We start from the raw sequence: 23097 nt of genomic DNA, 5'->3' as shown, positions 1-23097 counted from the left end.
TTAATAGAATTCTTCCCGGGATTTAACCACGCTCACCGGCTTGCGCTCCCCCGTGCCCGTAATCTCGTAAACCGTCATGACGTAGTTATCTGCTATGACTGTTTCGATGAGGTAAGCGGTCTTGGGTTTTGGGGTAAAGACTTGAGTCTCAGGCTGAGCCGCTATGGCGTAACCGAACATCGAGTGCATGGGAATGCCGTTGAGGGTCGCAACCTGTTGCTTGACCAGCGCATTGACCTTCAGCGGTTTATTGGCCTCTACCAGCGTGTCGATACTCGACGTCCCACCGGCCATTTTTTTCAGGTACCCGGGTATGCGCTTGAAATAAGCCGTGTCATACACCTGTTCGCCAGCAGACTGCATGCCGAATCGACCGGCGTCACTCGGCCCGGTGGAGTAGCTGACGGGATGGTCACCTGCGCCGCCGACAGTGCGGAACGCAAGGCTTGCATGCTGCTCATCCGCGGGTATCGTCACCAGCGGCTCTGGCGTGGATTGAACGGCAGACTGGCGGCTGGCGCAGCCGGTAATTGACAGGGCCAGGGTTATTGCGAGGGTAAAAACCAGAGTTGTTTTCATTCGATCCTTGAATTTTCATGTGTCGGGAGCAGCTATGGACTTCAATTTCTCCGGAAGGTGCCACAACCGGCGGATCAGTCAGCGCCGAGTTGCAGTTCCATTGCCTGGGACATCAGGCCGCAGCCATCACGCAGGGGTTCCAGAGGGCCGACCGGACGAAAGCCAGATGCCTTGTACAGGCCCATTGCCGGCGTGTCTGCGGCCGTTACGCCCAGGCAAACACGGCGTACACCAACACTCTTTGCCCACTCCAGCGCTTCATGCAGCAGTGCACCGCCAGCGCCCAGGCCACGGCGCGCAGGATCAACCCACATCTGAAAAATTTCGGCCACGCCGGCTTCCGGCAACTTGCACCAGACCAGCCCGCACATTTGCTGGTGATCGAGCGCAACAAATATTCGCGCCTGCCCCGAGGATACGGCACCTGCAAGCCGTGAAGCCCAGACCTCATCGGTCCTGCCCGCCTCTGACTCATAGGTGCTGGCGAAAGCATCGGGAGAGTCTTGCAACGACTGCAGACGAAGGTCCCGGTAACTGCGCCACTCACCGGCCTCAACCGGACGTACTGAAATCATGCTGCGCCCCCTCCCTGTACCAGTGTCAATACGAAGTGGCGCAGACTAGCGTGCGCCCGGGTGAGGGACAACCTTGCGCTACACCGCGTTCACAATGGCGCTTGCCAATCCGCAATGGGGTGGCTACTTTCCAGTCCATGAGCACGTACCGTATCGCCTCGACCACCACCACTACCACGACCGCACAAGGCGGGCCGTGAGAAGTGTCGTGAGCTGAACCAAAACGAACTTCAAAGGCCCGCCAGCAATGCGCAGGGCCTTTTTTGTGCCTTGCGGTCGCTGGCTCACTCGCAAGGAAATGCACCATGTATGCACTACTGATTCTCGATATGCAGGTCGGTCTGGTTCAGGGCCCCGACCAGCCCTGGCAGGTGCCAGCGCTGATAAACACATTGAACAGGCTTATGAGCGATGCGCGGCAATCCCGCGCCCCGATCTTCCTGGCCCGACACACTGGCCCGTCGGGGTCGCCCATCGAACCAGGCAGCCCGCTGACGCAAATCGTTAAAGAACTGGAGCTGCAGGGTGACGAAGTTATCTTCAACAAAAGCCGGCCAAGCGCATTTTGCATGACTGAGCTGGAGCAACAGCTGCAAGTGCGTGGATGCACGGGCATAGTCGTCACCGGAATGAAGACTCAATATTGCGTAGACAGCACCTGCCGGGCAGCCAGGGATCTGGGCTTTGATGCGGTGCTGATTGCCGACGGTCATACCTGCTCCGACACACCCTTGCTCAAGGCCCGGCAGATAGTGGCACATCACAATGCGACCCTGGCCGGACCTTTCTGCCGTGTTGTCCAGGCACAGGACTGGAGCTTTCAGGACCCCTGCGCTGACTGAATTGCCAGCAAAAAAACGCCGAAGCCGAGGACACAGATCATGCAAAGAACGGTAAGAATCGCCAATGAGACGGATATCGAGGTGATATTCGACATCCGCACCAGCGTGACAGAGAACCACCTGTCCCGTGATCAGTTAACGCAAATGGGCATTACCCCCGAAGCCATACGCCAGGCGATGTCCCGGGCGCCGTGCCTCTGGATCGCGGAGGCCGATGGCACCCCGGTGGGGTTTTCCATGGTTGATCTCGAAGAAGGCTGCGTGTTTGCGGCATTCGTGCGGGCTGAATTCGAGGGTCACGGCTTCGGCCGACGCCTGATGGAAAAAGCCGAAGCCTGCCTGTTCCGGCAGCACCCGACGATCTGGCTCGAAACCGCCGGGGCTAGCCGCGCCAGTGGCTTCTACCGCAAGCTCGGCTGGCAAGCGGTGGAGAACCTGGAGCAAGGTGATGTGCGCTTTGAGAAGCAGCGCCCATAAACCCTGCACGGCGGTCGCCTGATGTTCATTGCCGGACAGCAGGCGCCCGCCCGGCACTTCGCGCTAGCATTGCGCCCCTTCCCCCCGGCAATCGGACATCACATGCAAAGGCTCGAAGACAACGCAGCACTGGTGATCATCGACATGCAGAAAGGCATTGATCATCCCAAGCTGGGCAGACGCAACAACCCCCAGGCCGAGTTGCGGATCGAGGCGTTACTGAGTGCATGGCGACGGTCTGCAAGGCCGGTGGTTCACGTGCGGCACATATCGCGATCAGCCGACTCGGTATTTCACCCGGGACAACCCGGCTGCGAGTTTCAGGAGGCGTTTGTGCCTCTGGCCCATGAACACGTTGTGGAAAAGAACGTCCCGGATGCCTTTACCGCCACCAGCCTTGAGCGCTGGCTGACCACCCGTTCAATTCGGCAACTGGTGATCTGCGGTGTTGTTACCAATAACTCGGTGGAGTCGACGGTGCGCTCGGGAGGCAACCTGGGCTTTGAGGTGATAGTGCCTGCGGACGCTGCTTACACGTTCGATCAAAATGATCTGACAGGCCGCCACTGGAGTGCAGAGGATATACATGCAATCTCTCTCAGCAATCTGGCAATGGACTACGCGACCATTGTCGAGACCGGGCAGATTTTAAACCTTATCTGAAGCCCCGCTGGTGTTGACGCCACTTGAAGTGCAATCCGGCCAACAGCGAGCCGGCAAGATCGCCCACCCACCCCTGGGCAGGTGCTTTTGGCTGGCTCCGGAGCAGGTGATTTCCCTGCGCGAAACCTTGCACAGCATCGACCGCCGATGCCGGCTGAAATAGTTTAGCGATGGAAAAACGATTTCCGTTCATACAGCCCATCATGGCCACTACAATGCCACCCCACAATGGACGTGATATTGGGCAGGACGATGGAATTTCGAAATAACATCAATGCGTTACGGGCACTCGCCGTTATTTCGGTGGTGCTTTTCCACTTCAAGGTTCAAGGGTTTGGTGGAGGATTTGCAGGGGTCGACGTGTTTTTTGTCATCTCGGGCTTCCTGATGACCGGAATCATTTTCACCGGTCTACAAACGCAGCGCTTCTCCCTCCTGGGGTTTTACGCATCAAGAGCGCGCCGCATCATCCCGGCCCTTTTGGCCCTGTGCATTGCACTGTTGATATTCGGCTTCGTATTTCTGCCCCTGGATGATTATCGGGATGCCATAAGGACGCTCAAAAGCAGTCTGCTTTTCAGCTCGAACTTCACATTCGCCAAAGGCGGCAGTTACTTCGACGCTCCGCTGCACGAAAACTGGCTACTGCATACCTGGTCACTGTCGGTTGAGTGGCAGTTCTATATGCTTTATCCGTTACTGCTGATGGCGCTCTACAAGTTTATGGGTGCCAAAAACACAAGAAGTACCTTGGTACTGCTGGCTTTGATCTCGTTCGCGGCCTCTGTCGTTCTGACCAGGACCAGTCCCGTATTTGCCTTTTATATGCTGCCCACCCGAGCCTGGGAGATGATCGCAGGCGGGCTGGTATTTTTGTACCCGCTGCAACTTGGCAAGCGCAGCAGTTCGATTTGCGAAGGCCTGGGCCTTATGGCCATCCTGGCCAGTGTGATGTGCTTTTCCGAGCAGGATCAGTGGCCCGGTTATTTAGCGTTGCTGCCGGTTCTCGGAACAGCGCTGGTGATTTACGGAAATACCCAGTCGGCTTTCAGTACCAACAGAGCCCTGCAATACACCGGCAAGATCTCTTACTCGGTTTACCTTTGGCATTGGCCGCTGGTGGTATTGCTCTATACCTGTGGCCTGCTGACGAGCTGGCCGTACGTGACCGGCGCAATTATTCTTTCGTTCGTGCTGGGTGCCCTGTCGTTCTATCTGGTGGAGTCACGGGCGAACAGCGCTACCTCCGCTACGAAAACCATCATCAAGTACGCCTCATATGCGCTTGGCGCAGTCGCCTTGTCAGCCGTCACGTCCTCGGTAGTAAAAGACTACCCTGGCGTCAGGTTTGCCTTTGTGGACCTGGGCCAACCTGCGTATTCCGGCACACTGTACTCGCAGGAATGCTTCCCCAACGACTATGCCGCCTCCGATTGCAAACTCGGTACGGGCGAAGTGTCGGTCATTCTGTTTGGTGACAGTCACGCTCAATCAACGGCAGCAGCGGTCCAGCTCGAGAACAAGCAAGCCGCTTTATCCTGGGCGCGCGGTGGTTGTCCGACCCTGCAAAATTTTGAAATGCGTGACAAAGAACTGCAGCGCCAATGCCAGGCGTTCAACCAGGAAAAACTGGAAGTCCTGAAGAACTCCTATAAGGGAATCCCCGTGGTGCTGTTCAGTCGGGCAGCGCTGTACTGGGACCAGAGCCGAAACAACAAGCACCGAATTTTCTTCCCTGAGGCCAAAGACCCGGATGGCTCATCTTTTGTCGAAACCTACACCGCGAAATACATCGACGTCGTCTGCTCGATCGCACAAAACCATCCGGTTTATATCGTAAAGCCGATTCCGGAAATGCCCTTCAGTGTCTATAAAGGCCTGAATCTGCACAGGCGAATATTCCAGCACACCACGGATATTTCGATCCCGCTGCATGAATATGAAAAGCGCAACAGGATTGCCATTACCGCGATCGAAACTGCAGCAAAGCGTTGCAACGCAACCGTAGTGGATCCAACCCCATATCTATGCCCTGACGGCAAATGCATGGGGTCCAGGGACGGGGTTCCGCTGTATTACGATGACAACCATCTCGTAGACGCAGGCAACGAACAGTTGAAGGGATTGTTTAAAGACGTGTTCAAAGGAATTTAGCCGCGTACAGGCTCGTGGAGGCTCGACAGGGGGGCCGAAGCAACTGAGGCTGGCACTCACCCCGGAAACGACGCCAACTTGCGTTGTCGACCTGTGCGGGCCTTGGCCCGCCATGGTGGCTCTTCTCTGCGTGCCACCCTGCACCCACAAATCCCGGACACAAAAAAGCCGGTTAATCCTGAGGATTAGACCGGCTGTTTTGGTGTTGCATATGGTGGGTCGTGTGGGATTCGAACCTACGACCAATTGGTTAAAAGCCAACTGCTCTACCAACTGAGCTAACGACCCGCTTCGTTGTGGGACGTATAATACTGATTTTTAACGAGAATTCAACACCCAGTTAAAAATAAATGCGAAATAATTCAAAAATAGCGGGTTGGGTCAGTAATTCCGGCCGCTGCAAAGCCTTCAGCACGCAGTCGGCAGCTGTCGCATTTACCGCACGCACGGCCCTGAGCGTCTGCCTGATAGCAGGAAACCGTCAGGGAGTAGTCAACACCGAGCTTTACACCGGTCTGGACGATTTGCGCCTTGCTCAGGTTTTGCAGCGGAGCCTGGATGCGGAACCCGTTCCCCTCCACGCCGGCCTTGGTCGCAAGGTTTGCCATGACTTCGAATGCCTGAACAAATTCAGGACGGCAATCCGGGTAGCCCGAATAGTCCACCGCATTGACGCCGATGAAGATGTCCCGCGCTTGCAGCACTTCTGCCCAGCCCAGCGCCAACGACAGGAACACGGTGTTACGTGCAGGCACGTAGGTGACCGGGATGCCTTCGCCAAGGGTCTCTGGCACGTCAATGGAACTGTCAGTCAGAGCCGAGCCGCCAATGCCGTCCAGGTTCAGGCCGATGACTTTGTGCTCGATCGCGCCCAGGTCACGGGCTACGCGCGCGGCGGCGTCGAGTTCGGAACGGTGACGCTGACCATAATCAAAGCTCATGGTGTAGCAGCTGTAGCCTTCGGCGCGCGCCATGGCCACCACAGTCGCGGAGTCAAGACCGCCAGACAGCAGGATTACGGCTCTTTTTTCGGTGACAACAGTTTGTACGGTCATTTCAGCGCCCCGGCTCGTCGTTCCAAAGATATTTGTGCAGCTGCATTTGCAAGCGTACTGGCAGGTTATCCGCCACGATCCAGTCCGCCAGATCGCGGGCCTTCAGGTCGTGGTGACTTGGCGAGAACAAGACTTCGCCAGCCCGTCGCTCCAGGCCGTACTCGATCAGCTTGGAGACCGCCCAGTCATAGTCTTCCCGCGAGCAGATCACAAACTTGACCTGGTCATTGGGTGTCAGCAGCGCAATGTTTTCATAGAGGTTGCGATGGGACTCCTTGGAGCCCGGCGTCTTCAGGTCGAGCACCCGACTGACACGCGGGTCGACCGCAGAGATATCCAGCGCTCCGCTGGTCTCGATCGAGACCTCATAACCCGCATCACACAGTTGCTTGAGCAGAGGGATGGCATTGGGCTGCGCCAGAGGCTCCCCTCCCGTCACACAAACATAACGCGGACGAAACCCGGCCACTTGCTCAAGGATACTGTCGAGGGGACGTACGGTGCCGCCACTGAACGCGTAGGCACTGTCGCAATATTGACAGCGCAAAGGACAGCCGGTCAGGCGTACAAAAACGGTGGGCAGGCCAGCCGTTCGCGTTTCACCCTGTAAAGAGTAAAAAACTTCGGTAATTCTCAATGTGTCTTGCATATCCGCCACGGGCGTAACAGCTAAACAGGCTGTCCGCCTCCGTCAGGCACTCCAAAGAATCTGCCTGCGCAGGACTCAGAAGAGCGTATTTCATAAAAGGGCGTGGATTCTAACGAAAAAACCCGCGACAGGCGCGGGTTTCTCGATGAAAGCATTGTGTTGCTTACATGCGCTGCAGATCTCGCTGCGCCAGCTGTGCCGCCGAAGTACCAGGGTACTGGGCGATCACTTGCTGCAGAATGCCTTTAACCTTGTCGGTATGACCGAGGCGGCGCTCTACATCAGCGAGCTTGTAAAGCGAATCCGGCACTTTGGCATGCTTGGGATACAGCTGACTGACCTTGGCAAATGCCTGGCCAGCGGCCTGCAAATCACCTTTGGCCAGATTCACTTCACCCAACCAGTACTGGGCATTGCCCGCGTACTGACTGTTCGGGTATTTGCGCAGAAAGGCAGTGAACGCCAGACTGGCCTTGTCGAAGTCCTTGGCTTTGATCAGGTCGAAAGCAGCATCGTAATAGAGCTTTTCTTTCGCCGGATCGCCAGGTTCCGAACTGGCAGCGGCCTGAGAAGCAGGTGCTGCGCTGTTACCGGCGGCATTAGCACCACCGGCAGAAGAATTATCAGGAGCGGCAGCAGGAGCAACGCCGGTTCCTATTCGCCGATCAAGTTCCTGGTATCGCTCCAGGCTTTCTTGCTTCATCCGCGAAACATCATTTTGCAGAACTTCGATCACACCTTGTTGGCGGGCAATCTGCTCCTGCATTTGTTGCAACTGGTTGAACAGCTCGCCCTGTGCCGAGATAGGGGTCGAAACCCCTCCCCCGGCATAGGCGCCGCTCGCACCGTAACCCGTAGCCGGATTACTCCCCCCGCTATTGTTATAGCCAGAGTTGTCATCGACCACAGGAACCGCAGCCCATGCCGCTAGCGGCATGAGGCTGAGAGTCAGAATAGTTACAGCACGGCGGCACGTTCGCATGACGAATTACTTACGCAGTTCGACGCGACGGTTTTGAGCCCACGACTGTTCGTCGTTGCCAGTAGCGATTGGACGCTCTTTACCGTAGGACACCAGCTCCAGCTGTGCTGGAGAAACACCTTGCAGTACCAGGTAGCGTTGAACGGCTTTCGCACGACGCTCGCCCAGTGCCATGTTGTACTCACGAGTACCACGGGCGTCAGTGTTACCTTCCAGAACAACGCGAGCGCCGTTAGCTTTCAGGTCTTTAGCGTGTACGTCCAGAGCGCGCATTGCTTCTGGTTTCAGGTCCGAACTGTCGTATTCGAAGTAGAAAACAGTGATCGCGCGCAGAGCAGCTTCTTCACTCAGGGAGCCATCAACAGCGCCTGTGTTTGCGCCGTAACCAGCGTTTGGATCAACAGCAGCGCCTTCACCGGCATTGTCGCCGCCTTTGGACGAGCAACCTACAGCTACAGCCATGGCCAGTGCCAGCGCAGCGAATTTACCAAACTTCAGCATTTCCATCGTAAAACTCCTAATGAACCCCAAGTGTTATATGCAACGTAAAGCTATCACCACGTCAGTTCAGGTAAGGGGACCAGGAAGGTTCTCTGACTTCGCCTTGAGCGGTAGGAAGAGGGAGCCTTACGCGTCCGTTAATGGACACGAGCATCAAGACTCCCCGGCCCTGCTGGCGGGTGGCGTAGATTACCATGGTGCCGTTGGGTGCAACAGTAGCTGACTCATCAAGGTTGGTATCTGTGAGGATTTTCACGGTTCCACGCTGCAAATCTTGCGCTGCAACACGGAAATTAGTGAAACCGTCCTGACGATGGATCATTACCAGGGTCTTTTCGTCAGCCGAAAGCTTCGGACTGGCGTTGTAGTTCCCGATAAAAGTTACGCGCTCTGCATTACCGCTACCAACTGTGGTCTTGTAGATTTGCGGTTTACCGCCCCGGTCAGAGGTGAAATAGATGGTATTGCCATCTTTACCCCAGAACGGTTCGGTATCAATTGCCGGATTGTTCGTCACGCGAGTCAGCTGACGCGAAGCCAGTTCCATCACGTAGATCTCGGCATTACCGTCTTTGGACAATACAAACGCCAGCTTGGAACCATCCGGCGACCAGGCAGGCGCACCGTTCAGGCCTTCAAAGTTGGTGATCTGCTCACGACGGCCAGTATCAATGTTCTGCATGAAGATACGCGGACGCTTCTGCTCGAACGATACATAAGCGATACGCTTGCCGTCCGGAGCAAAACGCGGCGACAGAATAGGCTCGCGCGACTGCAGCAGGGTAACGGCACGGGCACCATCGTAGTCCGAACGCTGCAAGGTGTAGCGGGTGTTGGTCGCACTGGCACGTTCAGCCGTTACATAAAGCAGACGTGTAGAGAATGCACCTTTAATACCGGTCAGTTTTTCAAATGACTGGTCAGAGATGTAATGCGCCATGTCCCGCAGCTGATCAGTGGTACCCGACACGCTGCCGGTCAACACTGGCTGCTCGGTCGCCACGTTGAACAAGGCATATTGAACCTGCAGGCGACCGCCCGCCGGGACAATATTACCAACCATGACGTACTGGGCGCCCAGGGCTTTCCAGTCACGGAAAATGACTTCGCTGGCCTGGGTCGGCAAGCCAATCATGTTCTGCTTTGGAATCGGCGCGTAATAACCCGAATTGCGCAGGTCATTGCCAATGATTTCAGCCATGTCGTCGGGCAGGACGGTACCGCCCTGCCAGCCGAAAGGAACAACTGCAATTGGCGTTGCCCGGTCGCTACCACTGGTAACCAGAATGTTCTTTTCATCTGCTACCGCCATCCCTGCCACGCAGCAGACGATGACTAGCAGTCCTCGAAAAAATTTAATCACAAGGCTAGATCCTCAGGTGTGAATGTCATCTTGAATGATCGGTAAGGATTAAAATCGCTGGGCTTCATGCCCTGCATTTCCGTTAAACGGCCAATATTCTTGACCGCTGCCACAGCCGAGCTATCAAACGGGCCATCACCACTGGACTTGGCAACCGTCACCGACGTTACCGTGCCATCTGGCAACATGCCAATTTGCAGTACCACTGTCATATTCTTGCGGGCCGAAGGTGGACGAGCCCAGCCTTCTGCTGCTCGAGCACGAATCAAGTCATCGAAACTGCCGGCGACCTCATCGCCCTGCTCATCAGCCAAGGCTTGCTGGCGTTGTGGCGTATCGGAAAGCAAATCAGCCAGTGCTTGCGCCTTTTTGTCTTCGGTCGATTTACGCGCTGCTTCTACGGCCTTTTTCTTGGCAGCATCGGCAGCCGCCTTTTTCTTCGCATCTTCGGCGGTTTTCTTCTTCGCCTCGTCTGCTACGGCCTTTTTCTTGGCATCTTCAGCAGCTTTCTTCTTCGCATCTTCGGCCGCTTTTTTCTTCGCGTCTTCAGCGGCCTGTTTCTTGGCCTCTTCTTGCGCAGCCTTCTTGGCCTCTTCCTCAGATTTCTTCTTGGCTATATCAGCCAGTTTCTTCTCTTCGGCTTTTTTGGTTTCTGTAGCCTTTTTGGCATCGTCGGCTTTCTTGGCGTCATCTGCCTTCTTCGCCTCGTCTGCCTTTTTGGCTTCGCTCGCCTTGGCTTCATCAGCCTTCTTGGCATCAGCAGCTTTTTCGGCAGCCTCTTCTTTCTTTTGTTCCGCGGCTTTTACAGCCTCTTGCTCAACCTTCTTTTGTTCCATCTGTTCGACTTCGGTCTGGCGTGCGGCGGATTTCTTCGCCTCACCCGCAATCTTTTGATTGCTCTGGGTGGTCGCCTGACTTTTGGACTTCAGTTGATACAAGGTTGCCTGAACAATCGGCTTGGACGGCGGCAGTTCCGGAGTCATGGCAAAGCTGGCGAACAGCATGCCAAAAATCAGGATGTGCAGCCCTACCGCCCAGACTGTAGGCCAAAAATAGTTTTCAGAGGCGGACGGCTCCCGCTGTTCGCGCATCAGGGAGCCTCGGTTATCAGGCCAACGTTACCGACCCCGGCCTTCTGCAGGCCACCCATGGCGCCCATCACCGCGCCGTAATCCACAGTTTTGTCACCGCGGATAAAGACTTGGGTGTGCTTGCCGCCTTCGTTGCCCGCGCGGATGATTTTAGTCACTGCGTCAGTCATCTGCGGCAAGGTCATGGCCTTGTCCATCTGCTTTTCGGTGTCGACTTCACTGCCAAGGTTCCAGAAATAGGTCTTGTCAGCCTTGATCGAAATGGTCAGAACCTGAGTGTTGTTGTCCTGCGGCAAAGCCTCGCTGGAGACCTTGGGCAAATCAACCTTCACACCCTGGTTGAGCATCGGTGCGGTCACCATGAAGATGACCAGCAGTACCAGCATCACGTCGATGTATGGCACTACGTTCATCTCGGCAACCGGCTTGCGCTTTTTGCGCGCTCGAGCGATTAAAGCCATTGGAAATTACCTGCTTATTCTTCGCTGGTGTGCACTTTGCGGTGCAGGATCGCCTGGAACTCATCGGCGAAGGTGTAGTAGCGGCTAATCAAGGTTTCGCTACGTGCAGCAAAACGGTTGTAAGCAATAACTGCCGGGATCGCAGCGAACAGACCAATCGCCGTGGCAACCAGTGCTTCGGCAATGCCCGGGGCAACAGTCGCCAGAGTCGCTTGCTGGGCAGTGGCCAGACCCCGGAAGGAGTTCATGATGCCCCAGACCGTACCGAACAAACCGATGTACGGGCTGACAGAACCCACGGTTGCCAGGAACGGCAGGCTTTGCTCAAGCTTCTCTTCTTCACGGGAGATGGCTACACGCATGGCACGTGCAACACCTTCCATAACGGCTTCCGGATCAACACCCGACTGCTGGCGCAGACGAGAGAACTCTTTGAAGCCGGCACGGAAAATCTGCTCGACTCCGGAGTCCGGGTCCGGGTTGCTACCCGCCTGACGATACAGCTTCGACAAGTCGATACCGGACCAGAAACGCTCTTCAAAGCTTTCCAGGGCACGTCGACCGGCGCGCAGCATGGTGCTGCGCTGAAAAATCATGACCCATGAGGTAACCGATGCGGCCAGCAGGATCAACATTACCAACTGCACAACAATGCTGGCATTGCTGACCAAGCTCCACATGGAGGAATGGTCGACGACGTTAGCTTCCACGCTTTATCTCCTGCTCTAAATGTTTACCCGCGCCGCTCACGTCGGCAAAGGCCGTACGTAAAGCTTCGGGAATGGCCCGGGGTTTAAAACTATCGGCGCGCACACAGGCCACCAAAAACTGCCCCTCACAGAGCAGTGTTGCATCTGTCGCCCGCCAGACCTGCTGCTTGAAACGCAGGCTTGCACGGTTGAGCTCTGTCACTTGCGCACTAACCAACAGTTCATCGTCCAGTCGCGCCGGAGCGTGGTAACGCGCCTCGCTGGAATGCACGACAAATAACAGGTTCTCCCCCACCAGCTCGGACTGGGAAAAACCCAGTTCCCGCAGCCTTTCGGTTCGAGCCCGCTCCATAAACTTTAGATAATTTACGTAATACACGACGCCACCCGCATCGGTGTCTTCGTAATAAACGCGACAGCGATGTGCGAACGGCTCAAGCCTGTTTTGCGCGCGCATACTCTAGTGCTTACTCCTCAGGTTGCCAATCCGCCAATCGACTGTTTTTTCATTCTTCCCGGACTTTAAGACCCGGGATTTTCAGCGCCAGCCCTTGAGACAGCAAAAACGCCGAAAAAATCGACTGCCGACCGCTTATTAATCATCTAAAGCATTCAAAAACTCGTCTACGACCGGCATTTCGCCCAGGCGCGACGGAATGTTCAGTCCGAAGTGCAAATACGCGTGCCGGGTCACAACGCGACCACGGGGCGTGCGCATGATATAGCCCTGCTGGATCAAATACGGCTCCAGCACATCTTCGATCGTATGGCGTTCTTCACTGATTGCAGCGGCCAGACTGTCGACTCCGACCGGACCGCCGTCGAACTTCTCGATCATGGTCAACAACAGGCGCCGGTCCTGATGATCGAAACCATGCTCGTCGACATCCAGCAGATTCAACGCCAGGTCGGCCACCGGCTTGGTGATATGACCCTTGGCCCGCACCTCGGCAAAGTCCCGTACACGACGCAACAAACGGTTGGCGATGCGCGGTGTGCCACGTGCGCGCCGGGCAATTTCGTAGGCGCCTTCCGGATCGAGGGGCAGACCGAAGATTTTGGCCGAACGGCTGACAATCGTTGCCAGGTCATCCGTGCTGTAAAACTCCAGCCGCTGCACGATGCCGAACCGGTCACGCAACGGATTGGTGAGCATCCCCGCGCGGGTAGTCGCTCCCACCAGGGTGAACGGTGGCAAGTCGAGCTTGATCGAGCGTGCGGCCGGCCCTTCACCAATCATGATGTCGAGCTGGAAATCCTCCATTGCCGGGTACAGCACTTCCTCAACGATGGGCGACAAGCGATGGATCTCATCGATAAACAGCACATCGTGCGGCTCAAGGTTGGTCAGCAACGCGGCCAGATCACCCGGTCGTTCCAGCACCGGACCCGAGGTGCTTTTGATCGACACCCCCATTTCCTGGGCAATGATATTGGCCAGCGTAGTTTTACCCAGCCCGGGCGGACCGAAAATCAGGGTGTGATCCAGCGATTCCGAGCGCCCGCGGGCAGCCTGGATAAACAGCTCCATCTGCTCGCGCACCGTCGGCTGACCAATATAGTCGGCCAGGCTCAAAGGACGAATCGCCCGATCCTGAACCTCTTCGCGGTCCCGCCCGCCTGAGGCGGTTATCAAACGGTCAGCTTCAATCACTTAAATCATTCCCTTGAGGGCACGACGAATCATATCTTCACTGCTCAACGTTTTATCCTTGATCGCGGCTACCGCCTTGCTTGCTTCCTGAGGTTTATACCCCAGAGAAATCAAGGCGCTGACCGCATCGCTTTCTGCACTGGCCACCTGCAACGGCGCGTCCGGCTGGTTTGGCACCAGCGCAAACATGCTCGGCACCTGCTCCCAGGCCTTGAAACGATCCTTGAGCTCAACCAATAGTCGCTCGGCGGTTTTCTTGCCCACCCCCGGAACCTTGGTCAAGGCAGATGTGTCCTGCGCCTGCACGCAGCGCACCAACTCGTCTACCTCCAGGCTCGACATCAACGCCAAAGCCAGTTTGGGGCCGACACCGTTGAGCCGGATCAGCTCACGAAAGAAGTCACGCTCACGCTTGCCGATAAAACCATAGAGCAACTGGGCGTCTTCGCGAACCACCAGGTGGGTGTGCAAGGTCAGCGGCTCGCCTATGGATGGCAGCCGATACAGCGTGGTCATCGGCACTTCAAGCTCATAGCCCAGGCCATTTACATCAAGAATCAGGTGCGGCGGCTGTTTTTCAGCCAGAGTACCGCGCAAGCGTCCAATCACGTTTTAGATCCTTTTCTCTGGCCAGATCAATGGCTCACAACTGCAACGAGCAGGCTGCATCATTGCAGATAGAGCCCTGCCAGCAAGCTTAATTACATTAATAAACGTGTTTCAGAGCCGCAAACGCCCACCCCGGCTACGCGCCGCACCCAGGCCGTGGGGCAACAGGCTGGAACGAGTATGTGCATGGCACAAGGCAATCGCCAGCGCATCCGACGCATCGATTTGCGGCTTGGTCGTGAGCTTGAGCAAATGCATGACCATCATCATCACCTGCTCCTTGTTGGCTCCCCCGGTACCCGCAACGGCCTGCTTGACCTGAGTGGCCGAGTACTCGGCAATCTCCAGGCTTTCTTCAGCACCCGCCACAATGGCGGCGCCCCTTGCCTGGCCCAGCTTGAGCGCCGAGTCGGCATTGCGGGCCATGAACACTTTTTCGATGCCCATGGTTACCGGCCCGTAAGTCTGAATCACCTCGCGCACTCCGCGATAGACGATCTGCAACCGCTCATGCAACTCGCCACTGCCCGTACGAATGCATCCCGACGCCACGTACACGCAACCACGCCCGGTGTCTCGCACCACGCCATAACCGGTGATTCGCGAACCAGGATCAATACCAAGAATAAGAGTCATAACGCCTACAGCTTATGAAGTGACGCCCACGGGAACATGCCCGAACAGCTTAAAGGCAGAAGCCGGAGGTGCACAGCGTAGCGATCATCGCAACGTTGCACCTCCGGCCTCAGGTTTGTAGCACGTTATCAGGCTAGCTGTTCCAGCACCGCATCAGGAATTTCGGCATTGGAATACACGTTCTGTACGTCATCCAGGTCTTCAAGCATATCGATCAGCTTGAGCACCTTCTGCGCACCGTCCAGGTCCAGCTCGGCGCTGGTGGTCGGCAACATCACAATCTCAGCGTCTGCCGGGGTGAAACCCGCGGCTTCCAGTGCGTTGCGAACCGCGTAGAAGCTTGAGAACGAAGTGAATACATCCATGGAGCCGTCTTCGTTGGTCACCACGTCGTCGGCATCCGCCTCCATCGCAGCTTCCATCAACGCATCTTCATCAATGCCCGCGGCATAGGATATCTGCCCTTTGCGCTCGAACAGATAAGCCACCGAGCCGTCAGTACCAAGATTGCCGCCACACTTGCTGAACGCATGACGCACGGCGGCTGCGGTGCGATTACGGTTATCCGTCATGCACTCAACCATCACTGCAACGCCACCCGGACCGTAGCCCTCGTAGCTCAACTCGACCATGTCGTCGGTATCGGCGGCACCGGCACCGCGAGCGACGGCACGGTCAATGATGTCACGGCTCATGTTTGCACCAAGGGCCTTGTCCAGCGCCAGACGCAGGCGCGGGTTCGAACCCGGATCAGCCCCGCCCTGACGGGCAGCGACGGTCAGTTCACGAATCCACTTGGTGAAAATCTTGCCTTTTTTGGCATCCTGACGCTCTTTGCGGTGCTTGATGTTCGCCCACTTAGAATGACCTGCCATAACGCACTCCGAATCCTTTATGAAACCTTGCCGGTCCTGACACGTGCCACGAACCGGCAATAAAAATTCTCGACCCGAATAGCAAAGGCGCATCCGGAGATGCGCCTTTGCAGGTCAGCTTTACTCAGCCTTAGGCTGTTCGCGCAAACGAATGTGCAACTCGCTCAGTGCCTTGGCATCAACTACACCAGGAGCCTGAGTCATGACGCAGGCAGCGCTCTGGGTTTTCGGGAAGGCAATGACTTCACGAATCGACTGGGCACCGGTCATCAGCATCACCAGACGATCCAGACCGAACGCCAGACCACCATGGGGTGGCGCGCCGTATTTCAGGGCGTCCAGCAGGAAGCCAAATTTCTCTTCCTGCTCGGCTTCACCGATACCCAACAGACGGAAGACCGCCTGTTGCATTTCCTTGCGGTGAATACGGATCGAACCGCCACCCAATTCGGTACCGTTGAGCACCATGTCGTAGGCACGGGACAGCGCGGTGGCCGGGTTGGCCTCCAGCTCTTCAGGCGAGCACTTGGGTGCGGTGAACGGGTGATGCAAGGCGCTGAAGCTGCCGTCGGTGTTCTCTTCGAACATCGGGAAATCGACAACCCACATCGGAGCCCACTCACAGGTCAGCAGGTTCAGATCGTTACCGACCTTGATACGCAGTGCACCCAGCGCTTCGCTAACGATCTTGGCCTTGTCGGCACCGAAGAACACGATGTCACCATCAACCGCACCGACGCGATCGAGGATCACATTGAGGTTGGCCTCAGGGATGTTCTTGACGATCGGCGATTGCAGACCTTCAACACCTTTGGCGCGCTCGTTGACCTTGATGTACGCCAGGCCACGGGCACCGTAGATGCCGACAAACTTGGTGTAGTCGTCGATCTGTTTACGCGGCATGCTCGCGCCGCCAGGAACGCGCAAGGCGGCAATACGGCATTTAGGGTCGTTGGCCGGGCCGCTGAACACCTTGAATTCCACATCTTTAAGCTGATCGGCAACGTCAACCAGTTCCAGCGGGTTACGCAGGTCAGGCTTGTCGGAGCCGAAGCGGCGCATGGCCTCTTCCCAGGTCATGTGCGGGAATTCACCGAATTCCAGACCCAGCACTTCCTTGAACAGGTTGCGGATCATTTCTTCGGTCAGACCCATGATCTCGGCTTCGTTCATGAAGCTGGTTTCGATGTCGATCTGAGTGAACTCAGGCTGACGGTCGGCACGCAGGTCTTCGTCACGGAAGCACTTGGCGATCTGGTAGTAGCGGTCAAAGCCGGCAACCATCAACAACTGCTTGAACAGCTGCGGCGATTGCGGCAGAGCAAAGAAGGAGCCGGCGTGGGTACGGCTTGGCACCAGATAGTCACGCGCGCCTTCCGGTGTGGCACGGGTCAGGATCGGTGTTTCGACGTCCAGGAAGCCGTTCTCGTCCAGGAAGCGACGGATGCTGGTGGTCATGCGCGAGCGCAGACGCAACTTCTCGAGCATTTCCGGGCGACGCAGATCGATAAAGCGATAGCGCAGACGGGTTTCTTCACCGACGTCGGAGAATTCGTTGAGCGGGAACGGCGGGGTTTCCGCTTCGTTCAAGACTTCCAGCTCGTAGCCCAGTACTTCGATCATGCCCGAAGCCATGTTGGCGTTGCCGGCACCGGCCGGACGCAAGCGCACCTTGCCGGTGACCTTGACCACGTACTCGCTGCGCACACGGTCTGCGGCGGCGAAGGTCTCGGCGCGATCCGGGTCAAACACCACCTGGGCCAGACCATCACGATCACGGATATCGAGGAAAATCACCCCACCGTGGTCACGGCGACGATGGACCCATCCGCAAAGGGTAATTTCCTGGCCTTCCAGGCTTTCGTTCAGTTGGCCGCAATAATGGCTGCGCATCATGGTAGTGGTTTCACTTCTCGTAATTCGAAATTCGGTGGAGGTCTTGCGCACCGTCAGTGCTGGTAACAATGCAAGAGCCCGCTTGTGTTCAGACTGCTTTGGTTCAGCCTCAGTCGGATTTGTCGCCGCCTGCCAGATTCTTTTTCGAGCCTGTCTTGAAGTCTGTTTCATACCAGCCGGTGCCACTAAGGCGGAAGCCTGGCATGGACAGCATTTTCTTCAGCTCAGGGGCCTGACAGGCAGGACAATCAACCAGTGGCGAGTCACTGATCTTTTGAATGGCTTCCAGTTGATGACCACAGGAAGCGCACTGGTAATCGTACATGGGCATTGGCGTGTCTCGACAATCCGTTAGCGGCAACCCATAAGGAGGGTTACGCAGCAAAGCGCGAGATTATATCTGGTAAATCGAGCCATTGCAGCCGCATGAACAGCCATAAGACCTTAAAGGCACCATGATTCGCAAAAGATTACAAGCCACCGAACAACCTGCTCCGGCCCCACACCCCGAATCGCCCGGCAAACCGGTATTTTTCAGCAGCTTCGGGAGAAGCTTCCGAGCCCGGGTACATGCCAACCCAATGAGGCTGTCAACGTCTTGCACCCTCCATGCCCCACTATCAACTTCCCGATCAATGCAAGAACGCCAGGCATTTATCAAACAACGGCTCTTACCCTCAATATAAAACCCCTCCTGCTGATATATATCGGCAAACCGGCGACAGTCCTCCAGCCAGACCAAACTGGAAAGGGGCCAAGGCAAGTTCTTTTCGAAATCAAAAAATACAAACATCCATCCCGCCCTGCGCCCTGCACTTCTGCGCCAATATCAATCAACATCCAGCACAATCAAAGGTGGTTTTTTTGAAACAACCCCTTATGAAACACAGACCGCAAGCCTCTCAAGGCGGCATGCGCGCCCGGGCCCGACCAAAGAACATGAACCCCTGAGCAAACTAACCGGGAACGACCAGGCTAAAGCCCTCGCGCCCATCCAGAACAGTTAAGGGAAATACAATACCCCCACTCAACGTCTGGTACTTCAGCGTTAAAAAATACCCGCCCGCAACGACAACTGACACTTTATGCATGATCAAAAAAACACAAAACCGTACTCATCCAGATCATGCTCGGCACTCAAGCACCGCCTTTTAAATCACATACTACAAGCCCCCTATCACTCATAGTTTAAATACGAGCCAGCACGACACTTTCAGTACTTGAGCAAACCATTATTTTTGTCAATTCATAGCAGATTATAAATACAACTCCTTCCAGGGCTCTGCCCCCTGGAAATATGACCAACGGTCATGCCTGTACCAACATCGGCATAGGATGCTGTAACCAGCCACAATCACCCGACGCCAGCAGATGCCGCCTGAAATGGGCTGCACACCTCTAGAACAAGGCTCTACCACTAAAAAACGCGGGGGATCATCATGTGCTGTGCAATCACATCAACATCCCATCAATACGCTTAATTTGAGAAGGCCCAAGCTTTGCTGTTAAATAGGCGGCGTGTCGCCTTCGTCAAGCCTCTGGCGACGGCGCATAGGCTGATGCCCGTACGTGTCTAGCGCCTCCATCATTTTCAGAAGCGAACCGTACGCAATCAGCTCTTCCTTGCGATCCGTCTTAAATGTGAGTTTATTGAAATGTTGAAAATCGTCCACCTGCTAACGGGCGCAGCTGCATTGCTGCTGTCCTTCATTCCTAGCCTGCAACCTGATGCTCTACCTTACCTGAAACACGACGATGCTCTGTATCTGGCTTTTTTTGGTCTCCTTAACCTGACACTGGCTCCAGTCATTCCGTTCTGGAATAAAGGCCCCCGTCATCAACTGCAAAATCTGGTCAGCGCTCTATTGGTGCTGGCTGTTGTCCTGCAAACCCTGACCCTGTTCGGCCTGTTGTTGCCGATCGGCGATCAGCCAGCAATTTTGATCAGTCTCGTTCCTGCTGTAATTGCCGTGTTGCTGCATCTTGTAGTCAGCTTCTACAAATCATCACCTTCGTCGACTTCGCAAAGCTATGACATGACCAACCGCGATACAGGCACTGTAAAGTGGTTCAACACCTCCAAGGGGTTCGGCTTTATTTCCCGCGACTCCGGGGATGACATTTTTGTCCACTTTCGCGCCATTCGCGGCGAAGGTCACCGGGTACTGGTGGAAGGACAACGTGTCGAGTTCTCGGTGATGAACCGCGATAAAGGCCTACAAGCTGAAGATGTGATTGCAGCGTTGCCACGCCGCTAATTTCAGCAAAAAAAAAACCGCGATCCAGCCCTGGCTGATCGCGGTTTTTTATTGCCTGCTCAAAAATCAATAATGCGGCGGCGGAGCTTCTTCCTCGAATGATTCGAACTGTCCGCCCATTTCTTCCTGGCGCTTGAGCAGCGCAGCCATCTGCATTTGCAAACGGTCGACGGCGTTCTGCTGCATCACCAGTACATCATTCAATGCCTGAATGGTGTCATCCTGAAAAGCCAGACGGCTCTCAAGGTCCATTACCCGCGCCTCAAGGGTCATCATTGCACCTCTGAAAAAGTGAACTCGACACCAAGGACCGACTTCAACTTGTCCTGGATCGCGCCCACCTCTGCCTGGGTATACGGCTTTGCCGGGTGCTTGCCCCAGACCGGACCGGGCCATGCAACATCGGCCTGGTACCGAACAATGACGTGCATGTGCAGCTGGCTGACAACATTACCCAGCGTCGCGACATTCATTTTGTCCGCGCCGAATGCATCCTTCAGCGTCCGCGCCAGGGCTGTTGTCTCAGCCCACATCAACTGCTGATCATGTTCATCCAATTGAAACAATTCACTTATACCCTCGCGCCGTGGCACCAAAATAAACCAGGGATAATTCGAATCATTGGAGAGCAACAGACGGCACAAGGGGAAGTCCCCTATCAGCCAGGTATCCTCGTGAAGGCGTGTATCCAAAACGAACACTGGGTGTTCTCCTGTTCAACGGGCAGTTTCAGTTCAACCGGCGCCTGACGACACGTATCAACCGCCAGGCGAAAGAGCTGCAGGATACCCTTGATTGCTCCATACATCACGGCAGCAAGCATTGATTTCCACCAGCAGCGCAGCAACAAGGGCTCAATCAACAGTCATCAAACACTTGTGCACCAAAAACGCACAATATGAATGTTTTTAGTGCACCAAAACGTCACCGACCACCCCAACAGGTGTTTACCGGTAACGTTTGAGGTGTTTCCCTGCGCCAGAACCTGGCCTTTACAACGGAAAAACTGGCAGCCAGCCCTGCAATATTCCCGTTTAACCCAAGCAGCGTCTGGATTTTCAGACTGGAAATGCCCAAAAAAATATTTTTCGAGCTATTGGGTAATTTGAGCATGCTTGTTGCATAAGCCACTGACACAGTCGTCCAAGTGTCTGCAGGAGTGCGGTCACCGGGCGATAAATAACAATAGCTGCGCCGCTAGAATCCGGGATTTAAATGTGTAGGCGCAACGTAGTTTCCATGTAGCCACAGCTGTAAACAGCACTTTAAACATGCTGAAAAACGGCATACAGCTATGCGTCTGCGACATGCGGGGTAGCAATTTGCGACACGGCTGTAAAGAAACTGAATGCTTATGAGAGCAAGTATCGCCAACATGGCCGGCGTGATATAAGTTTGCGCCGACACAAAAAGAAAGAGCCGCCCCAGATAATAATTCAGGTGGGACGGCAGTACTCTTCCTAAAAACCAAAGGAGCAAATCACGATGCGCGTGATGAAGTGGAGCATGATCGCCCTGGCTGTTTCAGCCGGTACTACCCAGTTCGCAATGGCCTCATCGCAGGACGATGCTAAAGGTTTCATTGAAGACAGCACGCTGACTTCCAAAACTCGCATGCTGTACATGAACCGTGATTTCCGTAACGGCGCTGGCAACATCGCCAAGCCAGGTGGCGGCTTCAAAAGCGGCTACCGCGAAGACTGGGGCCTGAGCGAACTGCTCAACTACCAGTCCGGCTTCACCCAGGGCACCGTCGGTGTCGGTGTTGACGCTTTCGCCATGGGCACAGTACGCCTGGACGGCGGCGCTGGTCGCCAGGGCAACGGCCTGTTCGCTACCAAGGGCGACGGTTCTCCGGAAGATACCCAATCGAAAATCGGCGGTGCTGTAAAATTCCGTCTTTCCGATACCGTTCTGAAATACGGCAACCAGTTTGTTGCCAGCCCGGTTTTCTCTACCGATGACAGCCGTTTGCTGCCAGAAGTAGCTACCGGCACCTTGCTCACCAGCAAGGAAATCAAGGGTCTGGAACTGAGCGCCGGCCGCTTCACAGCGCTGAGCTCGCAAACTGGCATGGCTCGTGACAGCATCAACGGCCCAGGCCAGCCTGGCCTGACCTCTGCCAACATTGCTGGCGCAACCTACCAGTTCACCGACAACCTTGTCGGTGGTGTGGCGGCATCCGATGTTGATGACTACTTCAAGAAGCAGTACGTCAACCTGAACTACACCCTGCCGATCGCAGACTCTCAAGCCCTGAACTTCGACCTCAACGGCTACAGAACTTCGAGCCAGGGCCAGGAACTGGCTGGCAACGTAGACAACAAAATCTGGAGCTTGGCAGCTGCCTATAGCCTCGGCGCCCACAAGTTCACCATTGCTCACCAGCGCTCCACCGGTGACAGCGGTTACTACTACGGCGTAGACGGCGGCGGCACCATTTTCCTCGCCAACTCCGTGCAGTACTCCGACTTTAACGCCAAAGACGAGCAGTCCTGGCAGGGTCGTTATGACCTGAACATGGCCAGCTACGGCGTTCCAGGCCTGAGCTTCATGGCTCGCTACGTTCGAGGCACCAACATCTCCACCAATGACGGTGAAGGTAAAGAGCACGAGTTCGACTTCGAAACCAAGTACGTGCTGCAGGAAGGCCCGGCCAAAGACCTGTCTTTCCGTCTGCGTAGCGCTATCTACCGCACCACCAGCAACTACGGCAATGACGTCAACGACGTTCGCCTGATCGCTGAGTACCCACTGAACATCCTGTAATCGATGCCTTCGGGCCTTAGTTACAAGTACTGTGTTTAGTAAAAACCACGCCCCTGCCTCAGGGGCGTGGTTTTTTATTGCCCGGGGCAAAGTATATATAGCAAGCTAACTAACAACCCGGTAACCAACAACTTCTTGGCCCCTGCCCCCATCGCCTCGTATGAAGGTACTTGTCTAGTCCTGAAATAGGTTTACACCTGTTTCACCCCAACGCCCGATGCATTGCATCGGGCGTTTTGTATTTCAAAGACTGGTGCGGACGCTCGCTGTTGTAGATCGATATCGACTCACTCACCAT

The 23097-nt window shown here is 55.6% G+C and carries 25 protein-coding genes, 1 tRNA gene and 1 pseudogene; 6 read left to right on the top strand and 21 right to left on the bottom strand.

Features of this window, described 5'->3' with window-relative positions; all coding sequences use genetic code 11:
- Both EQV90_RS12645 and EQV90_RS12640 read right to left on the bottom strand, forming a co-directional pair.
- Positions 1–579, bottom strand: coding sequence for a hypothetical protein (locus EQV90_RS12645; RefSeq protein WP_003441279.1), 579 nt, complete (start codon positions 577–579; stop codon positions 1–3).
- A 74-nt stretch (positions 580–653) separates the two neighbouring features.
- Complete coding sequence (locus EQV90_RS12640; protein ID WP_010655851.1) at positions 654–1154, bottom strand: GNAT family N-acetyltransferase; 501 nt, start codon at positions 1152–1154, stop codon at positions 654–656.
- Positions 1155–1459: 305 nt separating this feature from the next.
- Between EQV90_RS12640 and EQV90_RS12635 the strand changes: the two genes are divergently transcribed.
- The 4 genes from EQV90_RS12635 (at position 1460) to EQV90_RS12620 (ending at position 5290) form a co-directional block, all read left to right on the top strand.
- Entirely contained in the window at positions 1460–1996 is a 537-nt protein-coding gene (locus EQV90_RS12635; protein WP_240878170.1) for a cysteine hydrolase family protein, read from the top strand.
- Positions 1997–2035: 39 nt separating this feature from the next.
- Positions 2036–2473 (top strand): GNAT family N-acetyltransferase, encoded by a 438-nt coding sequence (locus EQV90_RS12630; RefSeq protein WP_202210943.1) that lies wholly within the window; start codon positions 2036–2038, stop codon positions 2471–2473.
- Between the two features lie 102 nt (positions 2474–2575).
- Positions 2576–3136, top strand: coding sequence for a cysteine hydrolase family protein (locus EQV90_RS12625; protein ID WP_003441268.1), 561 nt, complete (start codon positions 2576–2578; stop codon positions 3134–3136).
- Between the two features lie 252 nt (positions 3137–3388).
- Positions 3389–5290 carry an acyltransferase family protein gene (locus EQV90_RS12620; RefSeq protein ID WP_240878204.1) on the top strand — a complete coding sequence of 634 codons (1902 nt, stop codon included), beginning with the start codon at positions 3389–3391 and terminating at the stop codon, positions 5288–5290.
- Between the two features lie 212 nt (positions 5291–5502).
- On the opposite strand, the gene EQV90_RS12615 is transcribed toward EQV90_RS12620, so the two are convergent.
- From EQV90_RS12615 to EQV90_RS12540, 16 genes are all read right to left on the bottom strand, one after another.
- A tRNA-Lys gene (locus tag EQV90_RS12615) sits at positions 5503–5578 on the bottom strand.
- Positions 5579–5652: 74 nt separating this feature from the next.
- Complete coding sequence (gene queC, locus EQV90_RS12610; RefSeq protein ID WP_003441263.1) at positions 5653–6345, bottom strand: 7-cyano-7-deazaguanine synthase QueC; 693 nt, start codon at positions 6343–6345, stop codon at positions 5653–5655.
- A 1-nt stretch (position 6346) separates the two neighbouring features.
- Complete coding sequence (queE, locus tag EQV90_RS12605; RefSeq protein ID WP_003441261.1) at positions 6347–6994, bottom strand: 7-carboxy-7-deazaguanine synthase QueE; 648 nt, start codon at positions 6992–6994, stop codon at positions 6347–6349.
- A 163-nt stretch (positions 6995–7157) separates the two neighbouring features.
- Positions 7158–7976 (bottom strand): tol-pal system protein YbgF, encoded by an 819-nt coding sequence (gene ybgF, locus EQV90_RS12600; protein WP_029612352.1) that lies wholly within the window; start codon positions 7974–7976, stop codon positions 7158–7160.
- A gap of 6 nt (positions 7977–7982) precedes the next feature.
- Positions 7983–8483 carry a peptidoglycan-associated lipoprotein Pal gene (gene pal / locus EQV90_RS12595; protein ID WP_003441254.1) on the bottom strand — a complete coding sequence of 167 codons (501 nt, stop codon included), beginning with the start codon at positions 8481–8483 and terminating at the stop codon, positions 7983–7985.
- A gap of 55 nt (positions 8484–8538) precedes the next feature.
- Complete coding sequence (gene tolB, locus EQV90_RS12590; protein ID WP_050949469.1) at positions 8539–9789, bottom strand: Tol-Pal system beta propeller repeat protein TolB; 1251 nt, start codon at positions 9787–9789, stop codon at positions 8539–8541.
- A gap of 47 nt (positions 9790–9836) precedes the next feature.
- On the bottom strand, positions 9837–10931 hold the full coding sequence (tolA, locus tag EQV90_RS12585) for a cell envelope integrity protein TolA (RefSeq protein WP_240878169.1): 1095 nt from the start codon (positions 10929–10931) through the stop codon (positions 9837–9839).
- Positions 10931–11383 carry a protein TolR gene (tolR, locus tag EQV90_RS12580; RefSeq protein WP_162207799.1) on the bottom strand — a complete coding sequence of 151 codons (453 nt, stop codon included), beginning with the start codon at positions 11381–11383 and terminating at the stop codon, positions 10931–10933. The genes tolA and tolR overlap by 1 nt, the downstream gene beginning before the upstream one ends.
- Positions 11384–11406: 23 nt before the next feature.
- Complete coding sequence (gene tolQ, locus EQV90_RS12575) at positions 11407–12102, bottom strand: protein TolQ (RefSeq protein ID WP_003441243.1); 696 nt, start codon at positions 12100–12102, stop codon at positions 11407–11409.
- Positions 12092–12559, bottom strand: a complete 468-nt coding sequence (gene ybgC, locus EQV90_RS12570) for a tol-pal system-associated acyl-CoA thioesterase (protein WP_003441239.1) — start codon at positions 12557–12559, stop codon at positions 12092–12094. Before ybgC ends, tolQ begins: the two co-directional genes overlap by 11 nt.
- Before the next feature lie 138 nt (positions 12560–12697).
- Positions 12698–13756 (bottom strand): Holliday junction branch migration DNA helicase RuvB, encoded by a 1059-nt coding sequence (gene ruvB, locus EQV90_RS12565; protein WP_003441236.1) that lies wholly within the window; start codon positions 13754–13756, stop codon positions 12698–12700.
- Positions 13757–14365, bottom strand: a complete 609-nt coding sequence (gene ruvA / locus EQV90_RS12560) for a Holliday junction branch migration protein RuvA (RefSeq protein ID WP_003441233.1) — start codon at positions 14363–14365, stop codon at positions 13757–13759.
- 111 nt (positions 14366–14476) lie between these two features.
- Complete coding sequence (ruvC, locus tag EQV90_RS12555) at positions 14477–15001, bottom strand: crossover junction endodeoxyribonuclease RuvC (protein ID WP_003441230.1); 525 nt, start codon at positions 14999–15001, stop codon at positions 14477–14479.
- 128 nt (positions 15002–15129) lie between these two features.
- The gene (locus EQV90_RS12550) at positions 15130–15876 is read right to left on the bottom strand and encodes a YebC/PmpR family DNA-binding transcriptional regulator (RefSeq protein ID WP_127196578.1); all 747 of its coding nucleotides are present in this window, start codon (positions 15874–15876) and stop codon (positions 15130–15132) included.
- Between the two features lie 120 nt (positions 15877–15996).
- Complete coding sequence (gene aspS, locus EQV90_RS12545) at positions 15997–17772, bottom strand: aspartate--tRNA ligase (RefSeq protein WP_029612355.1); 1776 nt, start codon at positions 17770–17772, stop codon at positions 15997–15999.
- A gap of 109 nt (positions 17773–17881) precedes the next feature.
- Complete coding sequence (locus EQV90_RS12540; RefSeq protein ID WP_003441220.1) at positions 17882–18103, bottom strand: zinc ribbon domain-containing protein; 222 nt, start codon at positions 18101–18103, stop codon at positions 17882–17884.
- Between the two features lie 1324 nt (positions 18104–19427).
- Between EQV90_RS12540 and EQV90_RS21695 the strand changes: the two genes are divergently transcribed.
- Positions 19428–20030, top strand: coding sequence for a cold-shock protein (locus EQV90_RS21695; protein WP_276617526.1), 603 nt, complete (start codon positions 19428–19430; stop codon positions 20028–20030).
- Positions 20031–20096: 66 nt separating this feature from the next.
- On the opposite strand, the gene EQV90_RS12530 is transcribed toward EQV90_RS21695, so the two are convergent.
- Complete coding sequence (locus tag EQV90_RS12530; protein WP_003441212.1) at positions 20097–20303, bottom strand: SlyX family protein; 207 nt, start codon at positions 20301–20303, stop codon at positions 20097–20099.
- The gene (locus EQV90_RS12525) at positions 20303–20731 is read right to left on the bottom strand and encodes an HIT family protein (RefSeq protein ID WP_010655858.1); all 429 of its coding nucleotides are present in this window, start codon (positions 20729–20731) and stop codon (positions 20303–20305) included. Before EQV90_RS12525 ends, EQV90_RS12530 begins: the two co-directional genes overlap by 1 nt.
- 784 nt (positions 20732–21515) lie before the next feature.
- On the opposite strand from EQV90_RS12525, the gene EQV90_RS12520 reads away from it, so the two are divergent.
- On the top strand, positions 21516–22799 hold the full coding sequence (locus tag EQV90_RS12520) for an OprD family porin (protein WP_202210945.1): 1284 nt from the start codon (positions 21516–21518) through the stop codon (positions 22797–22799).
- Positions 22800–22973: 174 nt separating this feature from the next.
- Here the strand turns inward: EQV90_RS12520 and EQV90_RS12515 are convergent.
- A pseudogene (locus tag EQV90_RS12515) lies at positions 22974–23097 on the bottom strand (hypothetical protein); the annotation flags it as partial.

The organism is Pseudomonas sp. TMW22089 (assembly GCF_022496645.1).
Lineage (GTDB): Bacteria > Pseudomonadota > Gammaproteobacteria > Pseudomonadales > Pseudomonadaceae > Aquipseudomonas > Aquipseudomonas paraversuta.
Note: the sequence above shows the minus strand (reverse complement) of the source record. Positions and strands in the feature narration are given on the sequence as shown.

Excerpts from the sequence above, each read along its gene's own strand:
- EQV90_RS12645 (WP_003441279.1), bottom strand. The coding sequence starts at position 579 with ATGAAAACAACTCTGGTTTTTACCCTCGCAATAACCCTGGCCCTGTCA.
- EQV90_RS12640 (WP_010655851.1), bottom strand. The coding sequence starts at position 1,154 with ATGATTTCAGTACGTCCGGTTGAGGCCGGTGAGTGGCGCAGTTACCGG.
- EQV90_RS12635 (WP_240878170.1), top strand. The coding sequence starts at position 1,460 with ATGTATGCACTACTGATTCTCGATATGCAGGTCGGTCTGGTTCAGGGC.
- EQV90_RS12630 (WP_202210943.1), top strand. The coding sequence starts at position 2,036 with ATGCAAAGAACGGTAAGAATCGCCAATGAGACGGATATCGAGGTGATA.
- EQV90_RS12625 (WP_003441268.1), top strand. The coding sequence starts at position 2,576 with ATGCAAAGGCTCGAAGACAACGCAGCACTGGTGATCATCGACATGCAG.
- EQV90_RS12620 (WP_240878204.1), top strand. The coding sequence starts at position 3,389 with ATGGAATTTCGAAATAACATCAATGCGTTACGGGCACTCGCCGTTATT.
- queC (WP_003441263.1), bottom strand. The coding sequence starts at position 6,345 with ATGACCGTACAAACTGTTGTCACCGAAAAAAGAGCCGTAATCCTGCTG.
- queE (WP_003441261.1), bottom strand. The coding sequence starts at position 6,994 with ATGCAAGACACATTGAGAATTACCGAAGTTTTTTACTCTTTACAGGGT.
- ybgF (WP_029612352.1), bottom strand. The coding sequence starts at position 7,976 with ATGCGAACGTGCCGCCGTGCTGTAACTATTCTGACTCTCAGCCTCATG.
- pal (WP_003441254.1), bottom strand. The coding sequence starts at position 8,483 with ATGGAAATGCTGAAGTTTGGTAAATTCGCTGCGCTGGCACTGGCCATG.
- tolB (WP_050949469.1), bottom strand. The coding sequence starts at position 9,789 with ATGGCGGTAGCAGATGAAAAGAACATTCTGGTTACCAGTGGTAGCGAC.
- tolA (WP_240878169.1), bottom strand. The coding sequence starts at position 10,931 with ATGCGCGAACAGCGGGAGCCGTCCGCCTCTGAAAACTATTTTTGGCCT.
- ybgC (WP_003441239.1), bottom strand. The coding sequence starts at position 12,559 with ATGCGCGCGCAAAACAGGCTTGAGCCGTTCGCACATCGCTGTCGCGTT.
- ruvC (WP_003441230.1), bottom strand. The coding sequence starts at position 15,001 with ATGACTCTTATTCTTGGTATTGATCCTGGTTCGCGAATCACCGGTTAT.
- EQV90_RS12550 (WP_127196578.1), bottom strand. The coding sequence starts at position 15,876 with ATGGCAGGTCATTCTAAGTGGGCGAACATCAAGCACCGCAAAGAGCGT.
- aspS (WP_029612355.1), bottom strand. The coding sequence starts at position 17,772 with ATGATGCGCAGCCATTATTGCGGCCAACTGAACGAAAGCCTGGAAGGC.
- EQV90_RS12540 (WP_003441220.1), bottom strand. The coding sequence starts at position 18,103 with ATGCCCATGTACGATTACCAGTGCGCTTCCTGTGGTCATCAACTGGAA.
- EQV90_RS21695 (WP_276617526.1), top strand. The coding sequence starts at position 19,428 with ATGTTGAAAATCGTCCACCTGCTAACGGGCGCAGCTGCATTGCTGCTG.
- EQV90_RS12530 (WP_003441212.1), bottom strand. The coding sequence starts at position 20,303 with ATGACCCTTGAGGCGCGGGTAATGGACCTTGAGAGCCGTCTGGCTTTT.
- EQV90_RS12520 (WP_202210945.1), top strand. The coding sequence starts at position 21,516 with ATGCGCGTGATGAAGTGGAGCATGATCGCCCTGGCTGTTTCAGCCGGT.